Origin of the sequence: Streptomyces sp. ActVer, assembly GCF_027270795.1 — a bacterium.
Lineage (GTDB): Bacteria > Actinomycetota > Actinomycetes > Streptomycetales > Streptomycetaceae > Streptomyces > Streptomyces umbrinus_A.
On the sequence record NZ_JAPWHT010000252.1, the window covers coordinates 1 to 14,952 of the forward strand.

Consider the following 14,952-nt stretch of genomic DNA (forward strand, 5'->3'; position numbering starts at 1 on the left):
CCCCGCGCGGCCGGGAGGCCGGTGCCGCCCGGAAGACCCGGCCGGTCGGGAAGAACGGGCCGGTCCGGAAGAACAGGTTGTTCGGGGAGGCCCGCGTCGCGCGGTGGGCCCGGGTGGCTCGGTGGGTCCGGGTGGCCCTGGAATCGGTCGTACGACACGGTCGTTCCTCCTTGGTCGCGGAACCCTGGCCCCGAGGGGCCCGGGCGCGGAACCCGGTGGTGCCGGATGCCGGAAGCCGGAAGCCTTGAGCGTGGCGCCGGGAGCCGGAGGGGTTGCGGATCAGGGAAGTCGGGAGAACCAGAGCAGTGAGGTGGCCGCGGTGGCGAGGGCCGTGAGGAGACCGGCCGCGACGAACCACTGCCAGATCTCGCGTTCCTCGGTGCGATGCCCCACCGAACTGCCGATGTCCTCGTACACCTCCTGGAGTTCTTCGCCCGTCGCGGCCTCGTGGAAGTCGCCGCCGGTGCTGGAGGCGAGCTCCCGCAGGGCTGGGCCGTCGACCGGGACGCTCACCGTGTCGCCGGACGGCAGGTCAATGGTCCCGCTTTCCGTGCCGTACGCGATGGTCGAGACCGGGATTTTGTCGCCGGCCGCCTCCCGGGCCGCCGACTCGACGGACCGGCCCGTGGTGTTGGAGCCGTCGGACAGCAGCACGATGTGCGCGGGCGGCGGCTTGGTCTCGGCCTCCCGGTCGAGCATGCGGACGGCGTCACGGGCGGCCACGACGGCCTCGCCGACCGCCGTGCCCTCGCCGGTGGTGAGCCGTTCGATGGCCGAGCGCAGGGCTCCGTGGTCGGTGGTCGGCGGGACCGCGACCGTGGCGGAGCCGCTGAACGGTACGAGTCCCGCGTTGAAGCGCTCGGGCAGCCGGTCGACGAAGGCGAGCGCGGCACGCTGGGCTGCCTCGAAGCGGGTCGGCTCGACGTCGGTGGCCTCCATGGACGCCGACACGTCGAAGGCCACCACGATCGTGGCTCGCTCACGCGGCACCTGCACCTCCGTGGTCGGCCGGGCGAAGCCCACGACGAGCAGCGCGAGCGTGCCGCAGAAGGCGGCCGCGGGGACATGGCGGCGCCAGCCGGGCCGCCGGGGCGCGACCTTGTCCAGCAGTTCCAGGTTGGTGAACCGGACCGCGTACCGGCCGCGCCTGCGCTGTACCAGCAGATAGGCGCCGATCAGCAGGGCGAGCGGCACGAGGAGCAGCAGCCAGCCGGGCGAGTGAAGACTCACGGCGCCTCCAGCGGACTCATGGCCCCCTCCAGGGGATCCGGGGGTACGGATACCGGGGGTACGGGCATCGGGGCGGCGGACACCGGGGCGACGGGCGGGTTCACGCGGCACCGCCTCCCGACCGGCGTCGCTGCTCCTCGACATGGCGTACGACGTCGCGCACCCAGTCTCGGTCCGTACGCAGCCGGAGGTGGGCCGCGCCCGCCCGGCGGATGGATGCCTTGATCAACGCCCTTTGTTCCAGGGCCGCTTCGGCGTACCGCTCACGCAGCTTCCGCGAGTGGGTGGGGATTTCACGCCTGGCACCGGTCTCGGGATCGACGACGTTGAGCAACCCGACCGCGGGCAGCTCCAGTTCACGCGGGTCGACGGTCTCGACGGCGAGGATCTGGTGGCGGTGGGCGATCGTTCGGAGGGGTTGCTCCCAGCCGGTCTCCAGGAAGTCGGAGACGACGGCGACCAGACCGCTGCCCGGGAGTGTGCGCAGCGAGCGCAGGGCGTCGGCCAGGGAGTGCCGGGCGTCCTGGGCCGTGCCCGCCGCCACCCGGGGCCGGTCCAGGGCGGCCCGCAGGATCGTGAGGAGGTGGTGGCGCCCGGTGCGGGGCGGGATCCGGTGGATGCCGGCCGGGCCGGTGATCTGCGCGCCGAGCCGGTTCCCGGCCCGTTCGGTGAGGAAGGCGACGGCCGCCGCCGCACCGACTGCCAGGTCGCGTTTCTCCATCCGTGCCGTGCCGAAGTCCATGCTCGCGGACGCGTCGAGCACGATCCAGGTGGTCAGTTCACGGTCGGCGAGGGTGAGCCGGACGTGCGGGACGGTGGTGCGTGCGGTGGCGTTCCAGTCCATCCGGCGTACGTCGTCGCCGATGACGTACGGCCGGGTCTCGGACACCTCGGTACCCGGTCCCGGTACGAGACCGGGGTGGTCGCCCTGGAGGAGTCCGTCGGGGCGGCGGGTGAAGAGCAACTCCAGGTGTTTCAGGGCCTGCTCGGGGGTGAGTCCGCTGAGGGTCGGGGTGCCGCTCATGCCGCTTCGCCCTCCGTTCCCCCCTCCGTTCCCCCCTCGGTGTGCCCCTCGGTGTGCCCCTCTGCATGTCCTTCTGTTCGTCCGTCTGCCCGTCCCTCGGGGCGGGTGGCGGCCTGGCGCGGGGTGATGCGCGGTTGCTCCACGGCGGCCAGTACCTCGTCGACGATCTCGGCGCCGGAGATGCCGTCGGCGAGCGCGTCGAAGGACAGCACGAGCCGGTGGGCGACGACCTCGTGGGCCAGGTCGTGCACGTCCTCGGGGAGGACGTAACCACGGCCGCGCAGCAGGGCGAGCGCGCGGGCGGCGGCGACCAGGCCCAGCGTGGCGCGCGGGCCGGCGCCGTGCGCCAACCGGCTGCCGGGGCCCGCGAGTTCACGGGTCGAGACGACCAGTCGTACGGCGTACTCGGCGACCGCGTGGTGCACGAACACCTCTTCGGCGGTGCGCTGGAGCGCGATGAGCCGCTCGGGGGTGAGGACGGGGCGCGCCCGGGGCGGGTCGACGCTCATGCGGTAGAGGATCGCGAGTTCCTCGGACTCGCTGGGGACGGCGACGTCGACCTTGAGCAGGAAGCGGTCGCGCTGGGCTTCGGGGAGCTGGTAGACGCCCTCGGACTCGATGGGGTTCTGGGTGGCGAGTACGAGGAACGGCTGGGGGACGGGGATGGTGGTGCCGCCGATGGACACCTGGTGCTCGCCCATCACTTCGAGGAGCGCGGACTGAACCTTGGCGGGGGCTCGGTTGATCTCGTCGGCGAGGACGAAGTTGGCGACGACCGGGCCGGGTTCGACGCTGAACGCCTCCTGGGACGGACGGTAGATCCGGGTGCCGGTGATGTCGGACGGGACGAGGTCGGGGGTGAACTGCAGCCGGGCGAAGCGTCCGCCGGCCACCTGCGCGAGGGTCTTCGCGGCGAGTGTCTTGGCGACGCCCGGGACGCCCTGGAGCAGGCAGTGGCCCCGGGCCAGGACCGCGGTGAACATCCGCTCCACCATGCGGTCCTGGCCCACGATCACCCGCTTGACCTCGAAGAGCGCCTCTTCGAGGAGCTTCCCGTCCGTGGTGTCGCCACGTGGGTCGGCGGTGGTCACAGCGCGGCCGCGGGGTTGCTCGGATCCCCGGAGGAGGTGCCGCCGGTACCGTCCTTCTCGGGGCAGTCCTCGCGGGTCCAGGTGCGGGTTCCGCTGTCGGCCGTTCCCTCCTCGGCCGTGCCTTCCTCGACGGCGAAGCGGACCTTTTCGCGGGGGGCCTCGTCGCTGTCGGCGGCGAGGGCGACGCCGCCGCCTGCCAGGCCTGCGGCGGCCAGCACGGCTACGACGAGGATCTTTCGGTTACGGATACGACGGGTCATGGTCGGTGGCTCCTTCGGCCGTGTGGGACGACGTCCGGTACGGGGCCAAGACCATCAGGTGAGGGCGAAAACGGGCTTAAAGCGGGGCGCTGCCTGCAGGTTTGGGCTGCCAGAGGGTTGTTTGCCTGCTGCGGGCGCGTTGTGGCTGGTCGCGCAGTTCCCCGCGCCCCTGAAGGGGCGCGGTTGCCCACAGCCGGACAGGAACAACGGCGGTGCCTACGGGTGTTCCGCCCCATCCCCCAGCTTCTGGCCCCGCAGCAGTACCCATGCCGCCACCGACGCCGCCAGCAGTACCGCCGCGCCCAGGCCCGCCGCCAGGGCGATGCCGTCGACGAAGGCCGTGCGGGCGGCGCTGGGCAGGGGCTCGGCGTTGGGCAGGGCCGTCGACGCCTCCACGGCGCCGCCGAGGGACTCGTGGGCCGCGGCGGCCACCTCGGGGGGTGTGCCCGGCGGGGCCGTGAACCCGGCGTAGACGCCGGTGACGATCGAGCCGAGCAGGGCGATGCCGAGGGCCGCGCCGAGTTCGTACGCCGTCTCGGAGACCGCGGACGCGGCGCCCGCCTGTTCCTTGGGGACGCTGGAGAGGATCACGTCGGCGGTCACGGTGAAGGAGAAACCCGCGCCCACGCCGACGACCAGCAGGGCACCGCCGAGGAGCGGATACCCGGTCGACTCGTCGAGCAGGGTCAGCGCGCCCAGGGCGAGTCCGATCGCGGCGAGCCCGCCGGCGGTGACGGCACGCACCGAGTACCGGCGTGCGACCGTACCCGCGACCAGTCCGGCAGCCACCGCGCCCAGGGCGGCGGGCAGTTCGGCAAGGCCTGCCTCCAACGGGCCTCTGCCCTGCACGAGTTGGAGGTACTGCGAGAGGAAGAAGACGAGTCCGGACAGGCCGAGGATGGTCAGCAGGTCGGCGAGCACGGCCCCGGAGAAGCCGCGGTTGCGGAACAGCCGCATGTCCAACAGCGGGACGGGCAGCGTGAGTTGACGGCGTACGAAGCCGTGGAGCGCAACCGCGCCGAGCAGTCCCGCCGCGCCCGCCGTGGCGTTCGGGCCGTGCGAGGCGGCCTCCTTGATCCCGTACACGATGCCGACCATGCCGACGAGCGACAGCACGACGCTCATCAGGTCCCAGGGGCCGGGCTCGGGGTTGCGGGACTCGGGGAGCAGCTTCACGCCGACGAGGACGAGGACCGCCATCACGGGGAGGTTGATCAGGAAGACAGAGCCCCACCAGAAGTGCTCGAGGAGGAATCCGCCGACGACCGGGCCGACCGCCGTGCCGGCCGAGGCGGTGGCGCCCCAGATGCCGATGGCGAGGCTGCGTTCGCGCGGGTCGTGGAAGAGGTTGCGGATGAGCGCCAGGGTGGCGGGCATCAGGGTCGCGCCCGCGACACCGAGCAGGGCCCGCGCCACGATCATCAACTCGGGCGTGCTCGCATAGGCGTTGAGCACGGATATGAGACCGAACGCGACCGAGCCGATGAGCAGCAGCTTCTTGCGCCCGATGCGGTCACCGAGGCTGCCCATCGAGACGAGCAGGCCCGCGATGACGAACGAGTAGACGTCTCCGATCCACAACAGCTGCGTACCGGAGGGCTTGAGGTCCTCGCTGATGTAGGGGGTCGCGAGACCGAGGACGGTCGCGTCGACGGCCACCAGCAGCACGGCGAGGACGAGGACGGCGAGCGCGAGCCAGCGGCCCGGACGCTTCTCCGTCTCCGCCGCGAACGCCGGCCGCACCGTGCTGGTCATGATTCCTCTCTCCGTAGTGCGCCGCCGAGCAACAGCTCGACGATCATGTGGTGGAAGTCGTTGGCGGCCACCCGGCCCTCGGTCACGGCCCACGCCCCGGAGGCGATGAGTCCGTAGAGGGCTTCGGTGAGCCAGGCCGGGGTGAGGTCGATGCGGAACTCGCCGCTCTCCTGGCCTCGCCGGAACACCGCGGCGATCCGCGCGTCGAGCCGGGCCCAGCCCTCGTGCCGCTCGTCCCCCTCGAACAGCTGGTTCTCGGAGTAAAGGAAGGCGAGCAGCCCGGCGGCGCTCTCGATCTCCGCCACCAGACGGCGTACGGCCTCCCGGGCGGTGTCCTCGTCGAGCCGTGCCGCGTCCAGCGCCGCCTCGCACTCGCGGATGCCGAGATCCTCCAGCGCGCGCACGAGGGCGTCGCGCCCGGCGAACTGGCGGTGCAGCGTGGCCCGGCTGATCCCGGCCGCCTTGGCGACCTCGTCCATGGTGGCGGTGGATTTCCGGGTGAGCAGGGCGGCTGCGCTGCGCAGCACGTGGTCACGGTCGATGGCCATGAGACAACCATAAACCATATGAGACATCAATGTCTCACCCGAAGCGTGCGACGCTCACCACCAGTGGGTCCACCGTGGGTCCGCCTGTGTAGGCCCAGCGGGTCTGCCTGTGAAACTCAGTGCCAGGGCAGTTGCCCGCGCCGCACCCAGTACGCCACCGGCTCCTCGGCCAGCGCGTCGAGCCGGGACTGCTGCTCGTCGTCGAGGTCGACCACGGCGGCGTGCAGGTTCGAGGAGAGCTGGACGGCCGTGGCCGCGCCGGAGAGGACGACGCCCGCCCAGGGCTGCCGCAGGACGAGCGCCAGGGCGACCGCGTCGGAGCCGAGGCCGGCCTCTTCGGCGATGGCTCGTACGGCGTCCGGTGCGTGCGGGTCGGCGAGCCGGCCGTTGGCCATGCCCTCCTTGACGATCACGGTGAGCCCGGCGTCGTGCGCCTCGGCGAGCGCGGGGCCCGCGGAGGTCTCCAGGACGTTGTAGGTGGCCTGGACGGTACGGAACAACGGCTCACCGTCGACCGTCACGGCGAGCGCGGTGCGGATCGCGTCGGCCTGGGCCGGGCCGCTGGTGGAGAACCCGACGGTCAGTCCCTGCGCGGCCGCCTCGGCCAGCCTGGCGTGCAGTTCCTTGTCGGTGAGGGCCGGGCTGTCAGGGGTCACCGAGTGGATCTGGTAGAGGTCGAGCCGGTCGCCGAGCAGTTCGGCGCTCTCGGCGCGCTGCCTCTCGTACGTGGCGAGGCTGTGATCCTTGATCTCGTGCGCCTCGGCGTCGGTGCGCCAGTCGGCCGTATAGGTGTAGCCCCACTTGCTGCCGACGACGACGTCCCCGATGTCGGACCGCGTGTTCAGCCAGCCGGCGAGGAACTCCTCCGAACGGCCGTACGAGCGGGCGGCGTCGAAGTAGCGCACGCCCTGGGCGTAGGCGGCGTCGAGGAGTTCGTGTGTGCGGGTGCGGAGCGTGTCGACGCTGCGGTCTTCGCCGAGGTCGTGGTCTCGGCCGAGGTTGATGTAGCCGGGGCGGCCGATTGCGGCGAGGCCCAGCCCGATGTGGCAGGTGGGGGTCGTTGCTGTGGCCAGTCGGGCGAAGGGCATCGCGGGCTCCGTTCGGTCGGCTCCAGTACGGCTGTCCGACCAACGTAACCCGCGATGACCTTCGGTGAGGGCAGGGCGCCTGAGAGCTCGGCTCGTTCCGCGCCTTGGCGGGTGCGGGCGCGTCGTGGCTTGTCGCGCCCACGATGGGGGTCCCCCCGCTCGAGCGAAGCCGAGAGTGGGGGAGGAGCCGCAAATCGATACAGCCCCGCGCCCCTGACGGGGCACCGGTCCTACCGCTTCTCTTTCGCCGTCGCCCACTCGTGCTGGGCCGCCACGTTCGCCTTCACCTCTGTCAGCTGGATCGCGACCGCGCTCGGGGCGGTTCCTCCCCGGCCGTTGCGGGAGGCCAGGGCGCCGGGGACGTTCAGGACGGACCGGACCTCGGGCGTGAGGTGGGCGGAGATCTTCGCGAACTGCTCGTCGGTGAGGTCGTCGAGCTCGATGCCGTCGGCCTCCGCGGCCTTCACGCACTCCCCCGCGACCTCGTGTGCGACACGGAACGGCACGCCCTGCTTGACCAGCCACTCGGCGATGTCGGTGGCGAGCGAGAACCCGGCCGGGGCCAGCTCCTCCATGCGCTCGCGGTGGACGGTGAGGGTCGCCATCATGCCGGTGAAGGCGGGCAGCAGAACCTCCAGCTGGTCGCAGGAGTCGAAGACCGGCTCCTTGTCCTCCTGGAGGTCGCGGTTGTACGCGAGGGGCAGCGCCTTGAGCGTCGCCATCAGACCGGTGAGGTTGCCGATGAGCCGACCCGACTTGCCGCGCGCCAGCTCCGCGATGTCCGGGTTCTTCTTCTGCGGCATGATCGACGAGCCGGTGGAGAAGGCGTCGTGGAGAGTGACGAAGGAGAACTCCTTCGTGTTCCAGATGATGACCTCCTCGGCAATCCGGGAGAGGTTCACCCCGATCATCGCGGTGATGAAGGCGAACTCGGCGACGAAGTCGCGCGAGGCCGTGCCGTCGATGGAGTTGCCGACACTGCCGTGCTCGAAGCCGAGGTCCTTGGCGACCGACTCCGGGTCGAGGCCGAGGGAGGAACCGGCCAGGGCGCCCGAGCCGTACGGCGACACGGCCGTCCGCTCGTCCCACTGCCGCAGGCGCTCGGCGTCCCGGGACAGGGACTGGGCGTGGGCCAGCACATGGTGGGCGAACAGTACGGGCTGGGCGTGCTGCAGATGCGTACGGCCCGGCATCGCGACGTCCGGGTGCGCCTCGGCGAGCCCGATCAGCGCGTCCTGGAGGTCGGCGACGAGCCCGCCGATGATCCGGGCGTGGTCGCGCAGGTACATCCGGAAGAGCGTGGCGACCTGGTCGTTGCGCGAGCGGCCCGCGCGCAGCTTGCCGCCGAGGTCCGGGCCGAGCTGCTCCAGGAGACCGCGCTCCAGGGCGGTGTGGACGTCCTCGTCGGCGATGGTGCCCACGAAGGAGCCGTCCGCGACGACGCTCTCCAGCCGGTCGAGCCCCGCGAGCATGCGCTCCAGCTCGTCGTCGGTGAGGAGGTTCGCCTTGTGCAGCACACGCGCGTGGGCACGCGATCCGGCGATGTCGTACGGCGCCAGCCGCCAGTCGAAGTGGACGGACGCGGACAGCTTGGCCAGAGCCTCGGCGGGCCCGTCGGCGAACCGCCCACCCCAGAGCCGTACATCACCGCTGTTGCTGCTCACTTGCTGTGCTCCTCAAGACTGTTGATGTACAACCGCTTCCCCACTCTTCCAACAGGGCCGCGCCCCTTCAGGGGCGCGGGGCTGTGTCGGTATGCGGCTCCGCCGCGTGGGCGCGACCAGCCCACCACAACCCGCAGGGGGCTACGTACCGGACTCCGCAAAACGCTACGCGAGGTCCCTCTTCGCCGCGATCTTCGAAGACAACGCGAAGATGTCGATGAACCCCTGCGCCTTGGACTGGTCGAACGTATCGCCCGAGTCGTACGTCGCGAGGTTGAAGTCGTACAGCGACTCCTCGGACTTCCGCCCGGTGACGACGGCACGGCCACCGTGCAGCGTCATCCGGATGTCCCCGGAGACATGCTGGTTGGCCTCGTTGATGAAGCCGTCCAGGGCCCGCTTGAGCGGGGAGAACCACAGGCCGTCGTAGACCAGCTCGCCCCACCGCTGCTCGACCTGCCGCTTGTAGCGGGCGAGTTCACGCTCGACGGTGACGTTCTCCAGCTCCTGGTGGGCCGTGATCAGCGCGATCGCGCCGGGAGCCTCGTACACCTCGCGGGACTTGATGCCCACGAGCCGGTCCTCGACCATGTCGATCCGGCCGATGCCCTGCGCGCCCGCGCGGGAGTTGAGCTGCTGGATGGCCTGGAGGACGGTGACAGGCCTGCCGTCGATGGCGACCGGGACGCCCGCCTTGAAGGTGACGACGACCTCGTCGGGCTCGCGCGGGAGCGCCGGGTTCTGCGTGTACTCGTAGACGTCCTCGATCGGGGCGTTCCAGATGTCCTCCAGGAAGCCCGTCTCGACGGCGCGTCCGAAGACGTTCTGGTCGATGGAGTACGGCGACTTCTTGGTGGTGGCGATCGGCAGGCCCTTCTCCTCGCAGAAGGCGATCGCCTTGTCCCTGGTCATCGCGTAGTCGCGGACCGGGGCGATGCACTTGAGGTCCGGGCCGAGTGCCTGGATGCCGGCCTCGAACCGCACCTGGTCGTTGCCCTTGCCGGTGCAGCCGTGGGCGACGATGCCCGCGCCGTGCTTGTGGGCGGCGGCGACGAGGTGCTTGACGATCGTCGGCCGGGAGAGGGCGGAGACCAGCGGGTAGCGGTCCATGTAGAGGGCGTTGGCCTTGATCGCCGGGAGGCAGTACTCCTCGGCGAACTCGTCCTTCGCGTCCGCGACCTCGGCCTCGACGGCGCCGCACGCGAGGGCGCGCTTGCGGATGACGTCCAGGTCCTCGCCGCCCTGGCCGACGTCGACCGCGACAGCGATGACCTCGGCGCCCGTCTCCTCGGCGATCCAGCCGATGGCGACGGAGGTGTCCAGACCGCCTGAGTAGGCGAGTACGACGCGCTCGGTCACGGGCTTCTCCTCACAATGCATTCACTGACATGCATGAGTATGCAGCGTTCTGCATGATTCGTCAATCTCGGGGTGTGCCGGAAAGAAATTTCGGCGTCGTTTGAACGCTGGAAACCGCTTTCCCGTACTTCAGCCCGAACGCCGGCGCCGCGTTTGTAAACCCACTCCTGACCCAAGTGAGGCACTCGCATGTCCAGGGCTCTTCCTAAGTACAACAAGCGCCGCGTGGCGATCATCGGCGGCGTGGCCGCGGTGGCGTTGTCCGGAGCGGTCATCGCCGGATCGGCCTTGGCCGGGGAAACGTCCAAGAACACCAACAGCCAGGCCGCCAGAACAAAGGCGTCCCCCGGCACCGTGAACTGCCCCGCCGTCGCGCCGAGCCTCCCCGCGATCCCCGCCTCCGCCAAGGCCGAGGTCGACCGCAACCTGGCTCTGCTCGACACCCAGATCGCCGAGGCCAACAAGCGCCTCGTCGACACCGTCGGTCAGGGTGGTGCGAACTTCGCGCAGAACGCGATCGTCGGCCCGCTCAAGGACAAGCGCGTAGCGACCATCAACCGCATCGCCACCGCCATCGGCCGCACCGCCGCCAAGCCCCAGGGCCTCGACTCCCTCGCCGCCTGCACGCTGAACGCGGGCGGGGCGGCCGGAGGCGGTGCCGCGGCGTCGCCGAGCGCGTCCCCCACCCAGCAGGCGGGAGGCAACACCGGGAATACGGGGAACACCGGCAACACGAACGCGGCCGGCACCGTGAACTGCCCCGCCATCGCGCCGAGCCTCCCCGCGATCCCCGCTTCCGCGAAGGCCGAGGTCGACCGCAACCTCGCCCTCCTCGACACCCAGATCGCCGAGGCCAACAAGCGCCTCGTCGACACCGTCGGCCAGGGCGGCCCCAACTTCGCGCAGAACGCGATCGTCGGCCCCCTCAAGGACAAGCGCGTAGCGACCATCAACCGCATCGCCACCGCCATCGGCCGCACCGCCGCCAAGCCCCAGGGCCTCGACTCCCTCGCCGCCTGCACGCTCAACAAGTAGTCACCGAATCACCGACGTCCCCCACGGGCGCCCCGCACGCCGGCCGGGGCGACTCCGGGGCCCGTAGGCCACCAGGCCCGCGGGCCCCGGGGATCTCCGGGCGCCGCCCGGAGACCAGGCACCTCTCCCCCCATCCCCCATACGCGGATGGGCGCAATTCCTTAGACAGGCGAAGGAGTTGCGCCCATAATCGTTAGACATGGGAAAGACTTATGAGCGCATAGACGGCCGCCTGCGTACGTTCATCGAGGCGCAGCCCCTCTTCTTCACCGCTACCGCGCCCCTGTCGGGCGACGGCACGGTCAACCTCTCGCCCAAGGGCCTCACCGGTTCGTTCGCGGTCCTCGACGAACTCACCGTCGCCTACCTGGACTTCGCCGGAAGCAACGCCGAGACGATCGCCCACCTCCGGGAGAACGGCCGGATCACCCTGATGTGGTGCGCCTTCCAGGGCCCGCCGAACATCGTCCGCGTACACGGCCGGGGCGAGCCGGTCTTCCGCGACGACCCGCGCTTCAAGGAACTCCTCACGCACTTCCCGGGCATCGACCCGACGCCGCACGGACTGCGTGCGGTCATCGTGGTGACGGCCGAACTCGTCCGGGACACCTGCGGCTACGCGGTGCCTTTCATGTCGTACGACGAGGACCGCGACCTGCACGCCAAGCGCTTCGCGCGCGAGGACGACGTCTCGCTGAACGCGTACTTCGAGAAGAAGGAGCACGTGGAGACCAGCCTGGATGGCCTACCCGGGCTGCCGCTGCCCCTGCCTCCCAGTAGCGTCTGAGCATGCGCCCAGGAGCCGCCCTTCTCGCGTCCGTGTCCCTCTTCGTACTGGCCCCAAGTGCCCCCGGTACGGCCGGTGACACCGAGGGTCCGCCGCCGCTGCCCGAGCGGATGGCGGACACGGGCGGCGGCAGCCAGCTCATCACCGCGCAGGCCTCCCGGACCTCCTCGACGACCGGCACGGTCACCTGGTGGAACCGGCGGGACGGGCACTGGGTGAAGGCCGGTTCCGTGCCCGCGCGCTTCGGCGCCAAGGGGCTCGTCGAGGGCGGCTCCCGCGAGCAGGGCACGAACACCACCCCCACCGGCCTGTACGACCTGCCGTACGCCTTCGGCATCAAGCCGGCGCCCGAGGGGACGAGGGCGAAGTACCGCCCGGTGAAACAGGACTCCTGGTGGTGCCAGGACACCGCTTCCCGCTCCTACAACCGCTGGACCGAGCCACGCCCGGCCGACTGCCGTGCCGCCGAGTCCGAGCACCTGATCTCCTACGGGACGCAGTACGCGTACGCGCTCGTCATCGGCTTCAACTACGAGCGGCCGGTGCGGGGGCGCGGCGCGGGGATCTTCCTGCACGTCAACGGGAGCGGAGCGACGGCCGGTTGTGTCTCCGTGTCCCACGACGCGATGCGGCGCATCCTGACCTGGGCCGATCCGGCGCGCAGGCCGCACATCGCCATCGGGACGGACGACGGGCCCACCTCGATCGTCCGCTACTGACCGCCGCCTCCGACTTCGTGCGGCCGTCCGCCGAGGAGACCCTCGCCACCTCGGGTTACCGCGAGTCGCAGCAGTTCACGGCTTGCTCCGGGGGCCGTTGAACACTCCGCCGTCCCGGGACGTACCACTGGGCCAAGGGGCCACTCCCCTTCCCAGCGTCCCCCACGGAGGAACCGTGAGCACGATCGCCGGCGGCCGCGCGGCGCGGCGCCAGACGATGCGCCGCATTCGCCCACGTCGCTCCCCCGCCATCCCGTTGCTGATCGCCGTGTGGGCGGGTGCGGCGGGCGTGATCTGGCTGTGGTGGAGCAACACCCCGTCCATCGCGGACGACAAGGGCCGGATCCTGAACGCGGGCCGGATCACCGGTCTGCTGGCCGGGTATCTGATGGCTCTCGTGGTCCTGCAGATGGCCCGGGTGCCGGCGCTGGAACGCCGGGTCGGCTCCGACCGCGTCGCCCGCTGGCACGCCATGAGCGGCCGTTACATGCTCTGCCTCACGCTCGCCCACATCGGGCTGACGATGTACGGCTACGCCCTCCAGGCGAACACGGGGGTCGTCGACCAGACCATCGAGTCGGTCAAGACCCTGCCCGACATGGGCAAGGCGGCCATCGGCACGGGTGTGCTGCTGTTCATCGGCCTGATCTCCGTCGGCGGACTGCGCAAGCGGATCCCGTACGACACCTGGTACCACATCCACCTGCTCACGTACGCGGCCGTGTATCTGTCGTTCTGGCACCAGCTGTCCACCGGCAACGACTTCGCGGTCGAGCCGGCCGCCACGACGGCCTGGTACGCGCTGTACGGGACCGTGACCGCGCTGGTGCTCTGGTACCGGGTGATCACGCCGATCCGGCTGAACCTGCGGCACCGGATGCGGGTCGAGGAGGTCGTCGAGGAGGCGCCCGGCATCGTCTCCGTGCTGATCAGCGGGAAGCGGCTGCACCGCATCGGTGCCGAGCCCGGGCAGTTCTTCCGCTGGCGGTTCCTGGCGCCGGGCATGCGGCTCAGTTCGCACCCGTACTCGCTGTCGGCGGCGCCCAGGCCCGGTCTGCTCAGGATCACGGTCAAGGCGCTCGGCGACCACAGCACCGCACTGAAGGGGCTGAAGCGGGGCACGCGGGTGTGGGCCGAGGGCCCGTACGGCGCGATGACCGCGTCCCGGCGCAGCCGCGGCAAGGTGCTGCTGATGGCCGGCGGTGTGGGGATCACCCCGATGCGGGCGCTGTTCGAGACGCTGCCCGCCGAGCGCGGCGACCTCACCCTGCTGTACCGGGCCAACAGCACGCAGGACCTGGCGCTGTGGGACGAGCTGTCGGCGATCGCCGACGAGCGCGGCGCCCGCCTGATGTACGCGGTGAACAGCCCCGACGGAGAGCGCCCGGACATCAACCCGGAGACGCTGCGCCGGAAGCTGCCCGACATCGACGAGCACGACGTGTTCCTGTGCGGGCCTCCCGGCTTCGCCGAGGGCGCGTACACCGCACTGCGCGGCGCGGGCGTGCCGGCCCGCCGCATCCACCACGAGTCCTTCGAGCTGTGACGAACGGGAGTCCGCACCGATGAAGAAGAGCCACCCCCTGCGACGAATCGTGCTGGCCGGTGCCGCCACGGTGTCCGGGATCGTGCTGCTGCTGACGCTCAAGCCCTCCTCGGACCCGGCGGCCGCGTCGGCCCAGGGCACGCCACAAGGGCAGCAGTCGGTCGCGCCCCAGGGCTCCGGAGGCGTACAGGCCGCGGGCGGCGGAGGTGACCAGACCCTCACCGGCGACGTCGTCAAGACCGAGTACGGCAACGTCCAGGTCCGTATCACGATGAGCGGCGGGAAGATCACCTCGGCCGCCGCCATCGAGGCGCCCAGCGGCGGTCGCAGCACCGAGGTCAGCACCAACTCGGTACCCAAGCTCAACCAGGCGGCCATCCAGACGGGCAGCGCCGACATCGACGCGGTCTCGGGTGCCACCTACACGAGCGGCGGCTACAAGAAGTCCCTGCAGTCGGCCCTCGACAAGGCCGGCTCGTCCTCGGCGACCGGCGGAGGCTCGGGCGGCGGAGGCGGCTCGGCCGACGCGAGCGGGTCCACCGGCGGATCCACGGGTGGGTCCACCGGTGGGGGTTCCGCCCAGGCGAAGACCCTCACGGGCACGGCTGTCGAGACCGACTACGGCCCCGTGCAGGTCCGGATCACCGTCAGCAGCGGGAAGATCACCAAGGCCGAGGCGGTGAAGTCGCCCAGCGGTGGCCGCAGCAGCCAGATCAGCGGTGACGCGGTGCCCAAGCTCAACCAGGCCGCGGTCGCGGCGGGCAGTGCCGACATCGACGCAGTGCCCGGCGCCACGTACACCAGCGGCGGCTACAAGGAGTCCCTGCAGTCGGCCCTGGACCAGGC

The 14,952-nt window shown here is 71.0% G+C and carries 14 protein-coding genes; 5 read left to right on the forward strand and 9 right to left on the reverse strand.

The genetic code is table 11. From position 1 onward, the window contains the following. Positions 1–279: 279 nt before the first annotated feature. The 9 genes from O3Q52_RS32760 to O3Q52_RS32800 form a co-directional block, all read right to left on the reverse strand. Entirely contained in the window at positions 280–1,230 is a 951-nt protein-coding gene (locus O3Q52_RS32760; protein ID WP_269652302.1) for a VWA domain-containing protein, read from the reverse strand. Between the two features lie 100 nt (positions 1,231–1,330). After that, entirely contained in the window at positions 1,331–2,254 is a 924-nt protein-coding gene (locus O3Q52_RS32765) for a DUF58 domain-containing protein (RefSeq protein WP_269652303.1), read from the reverse strand. Next, on the reverse strand, positions 2,251–3,345 hold the full coding sequence (locus O3Q52_RS32770) for a MoxR family ATPase (RefSeq protein WP_269652304.1): 1,095 nt from the start codon (positions 3,343–3,345) through the stop codon (positions 2,251–2,253). The genes O3Q52_RS32765 and O3Q52_RS32770 overlap by 4 nt, the downstream gene beginning before the upstream one ends. Continuing rightward, the gene (locus O3Q52_RS32775) at positions 3,342–3,605 is read right to left on the reverse strand and encodes a hypothetical protein (protein WP_269652305.1); all 264 of its coding nucleotides are present in this window, start codon (positions 3,603–3,605) and stop codon (positions 3,342–3,344) included. Before O3Q52_RS32775 ends, O3Q52_RS32770 begins: the two co-directional genes overlap by 4 nt. Before the next feature lie 216 nt (positions 3,606–3,821). Further along, positions 3,822–5,360: an MFS transporter gene (locus O3Q52_RS32780; RefSeq protein WP_269652306.1), complete on the reverse strand. Its 1,539-nt coding sequence runs from the start codon at positions 5,358–5,360 to the stop codon at positions 3,822–3,824. Further along, on the reverse strand, positions 5,357–5,908 hold the full coding sequence (locus tag O3Q52_RS32785) for a TetR/AcrR family transcriptional regulator (protein ID WP_269652307.1): 552 nt from the start codon (positions 5,906–5,908) through the stop codon (positions 5,357–5,359). The genes O3Q52_RS32780 and O3Q52_RS32785 overlap by 4 nt, the downstream gene beginning before the upstream one ends. 116 nt (positions 5,909–6,024) lie before the next feature. Continuing rightward, positions 6,025–6,996 carry an aldo/keto reductase gene (locus O3Q52_RS32790; RefSeq protein ID WP_269652308.1) on the reverse strand — a complete coding sequence of 324 codons (972 nt, stop codon included), beginning with the start codon at positions 6,994–6,996 and terminating at the stop codon, positions 6,025–6,027. A 230-nt stretch (positions 6,997–7,226) separates the two neighbouring features. Then, positions 7,227–8,660: an argininosuccinate lyase gene (gene argH, locus O3Q52_RS32795; protein ID WP_269652309.1), complete on the reverse strand. Its 1,434-nt coding sequence runs from the start codon at positions 8,658–8,660 to the stop codon at positions 7,227–7,229. A 165-nt stretch (positions 8,661–8,825) separates the two neighbouring features. Beyond that, the gene (locus tag O3Q52_RS32800) at positions 8,826–10,019 is read right to left on the reverse strand and encodes an argininosuccinate synthase (protein ID WP_269652310.1); all 1,194 of its coding nucleotides are present in this window, start codon (positions 10,017–10,019) and stop codon (positions 8,826–8,828) included. 189 nt (positions 10,020–10,208) lie between these two features. On the opposite strand from O3Q52_RS32800, the gene O3Q52_RS32805 reads away from it, so the two are divergent. From O3Q52_RS32805 to O3Q52_RS32825, 5 genes are all read left to right on the forward strand, one after another. Beyond that, entirely contained in the window at positions 10,209–11,054 is an 846-nt protein-coding gene (locus tag O3Q52_RS32805) for a hypothetical protein (protein ID WP_269652311.1), read from the forward strand. A gap of 199 nt (positions 11,055–11,253) precedes the next feature. Next, a complete protein-coding gene (locus O3Q52_RS32810; RefSeq protein ID WP_269652312.1) occupies positions 11,254–11,841 on the forward strand; it encodes a pyridoxamine 5'-phosphate oxidase family protein in 588 nt (195 codons plus the stop codon). Positions 11,842–11,843: 2 nt separating this feature from the next. Next, entirely contained in the window at positions 11,844–12,560 is a 717-nt protein-coding gene (locus tag O3Q52_RS32815; protein WP_269652313.1) for a L,D-transpeptidase, read from the forward strand. A 217-nt stretch (positions 12,561–12,777) separates the two neighbouring features. Continuing rightward, a complete protein-coding gene (locus O3Q52_RS32820; RefSeq protein ID WP_269652315.1) occupies positions 12,778–14,106 on the forward strand; it encodes a ferredoxin reductase family protein in 1,329 nt (442 codons plus the stop codon). A 19-nt stretch (positions 14,107–14,125) separates the two neighbouring features. Then, positions 14,126–14,952: FMN-binding protein (locus tag O3Q52_RS32825; protein ID WP_269652314.1), on the forward strand; the 827-nt coding region annotated here is incomplete at its 3' end.

Excerpts from the sequence above, each read along its gene's own strand:
- O3Q52_RS32810 (WP_269652312.1), top strand. The coding sequence starts at position 11,254 with ATGGGAAAGACTTATGAGCGCATAGACGGCCGCCTGCGTACGTTCATC.
- O3Q52_RS32820 (WP_269652315.1), top strand. The coding sequence starts at position 12,778 with ATGCGCCGCATTCGCCCACGTCGCTCCCCCGCCATCCCGTTGCTGATC.
- O3Q52_RS32775 (WP_269652305.1), bottom strand. The coding sequence starts at position 3,605 with ATGACCCGTCGTATCCGTAACCGAAAGATCCTCGTCGTAGCCGTGCTG.
- O3Q52_RS32765 (WP_269652303.1), bottom strand. The coding sequence starts at position 2,254 with ATGAGCGGCACCCCGACCCTCAGCGGACTCACCCCCGAGCAGGCCCTG.
- O3Q52_RS32785 (WP_269652307.1), bottom strand. The coding sequence starts at position 5,908 with ATGGCCATCGACCGTGACCACGTGCTGCGCAGCGCAGCCGCCCTGCTC.
- O3Q52_RS32815 (WP_269652313.1), top strand. The coding sequence starts at position 11,844 with ATGCGCCCAGGAGCCGCCCTTCTCGCGTCCGTGTCCCTCTTCGTACTG.
- O3Q52_RS32805 (WP_269652311.1), top strand. The coding sequence starts at position 10,209 with ATGTCCAGGGCTCTTCCTAAGTACAACAAGCGCCGCGTGGCGATCATC.
- O3Q52_RS32780 (WP_269652306.1), bottom strand. The coding sequence starts at position 5,360 with ATGACCAGCACGGTGCGGCCGGCGTTCGCGGCGGAGACGGAGAAGCGT.
- O3Q52_RS32790 (WP_269652308.1), bottom strand. The coding sequence starts at position 6,996 with ATGCCCTTCGCCCGACTGGCCACAGCAACGACCCCCACCTGCCACATC.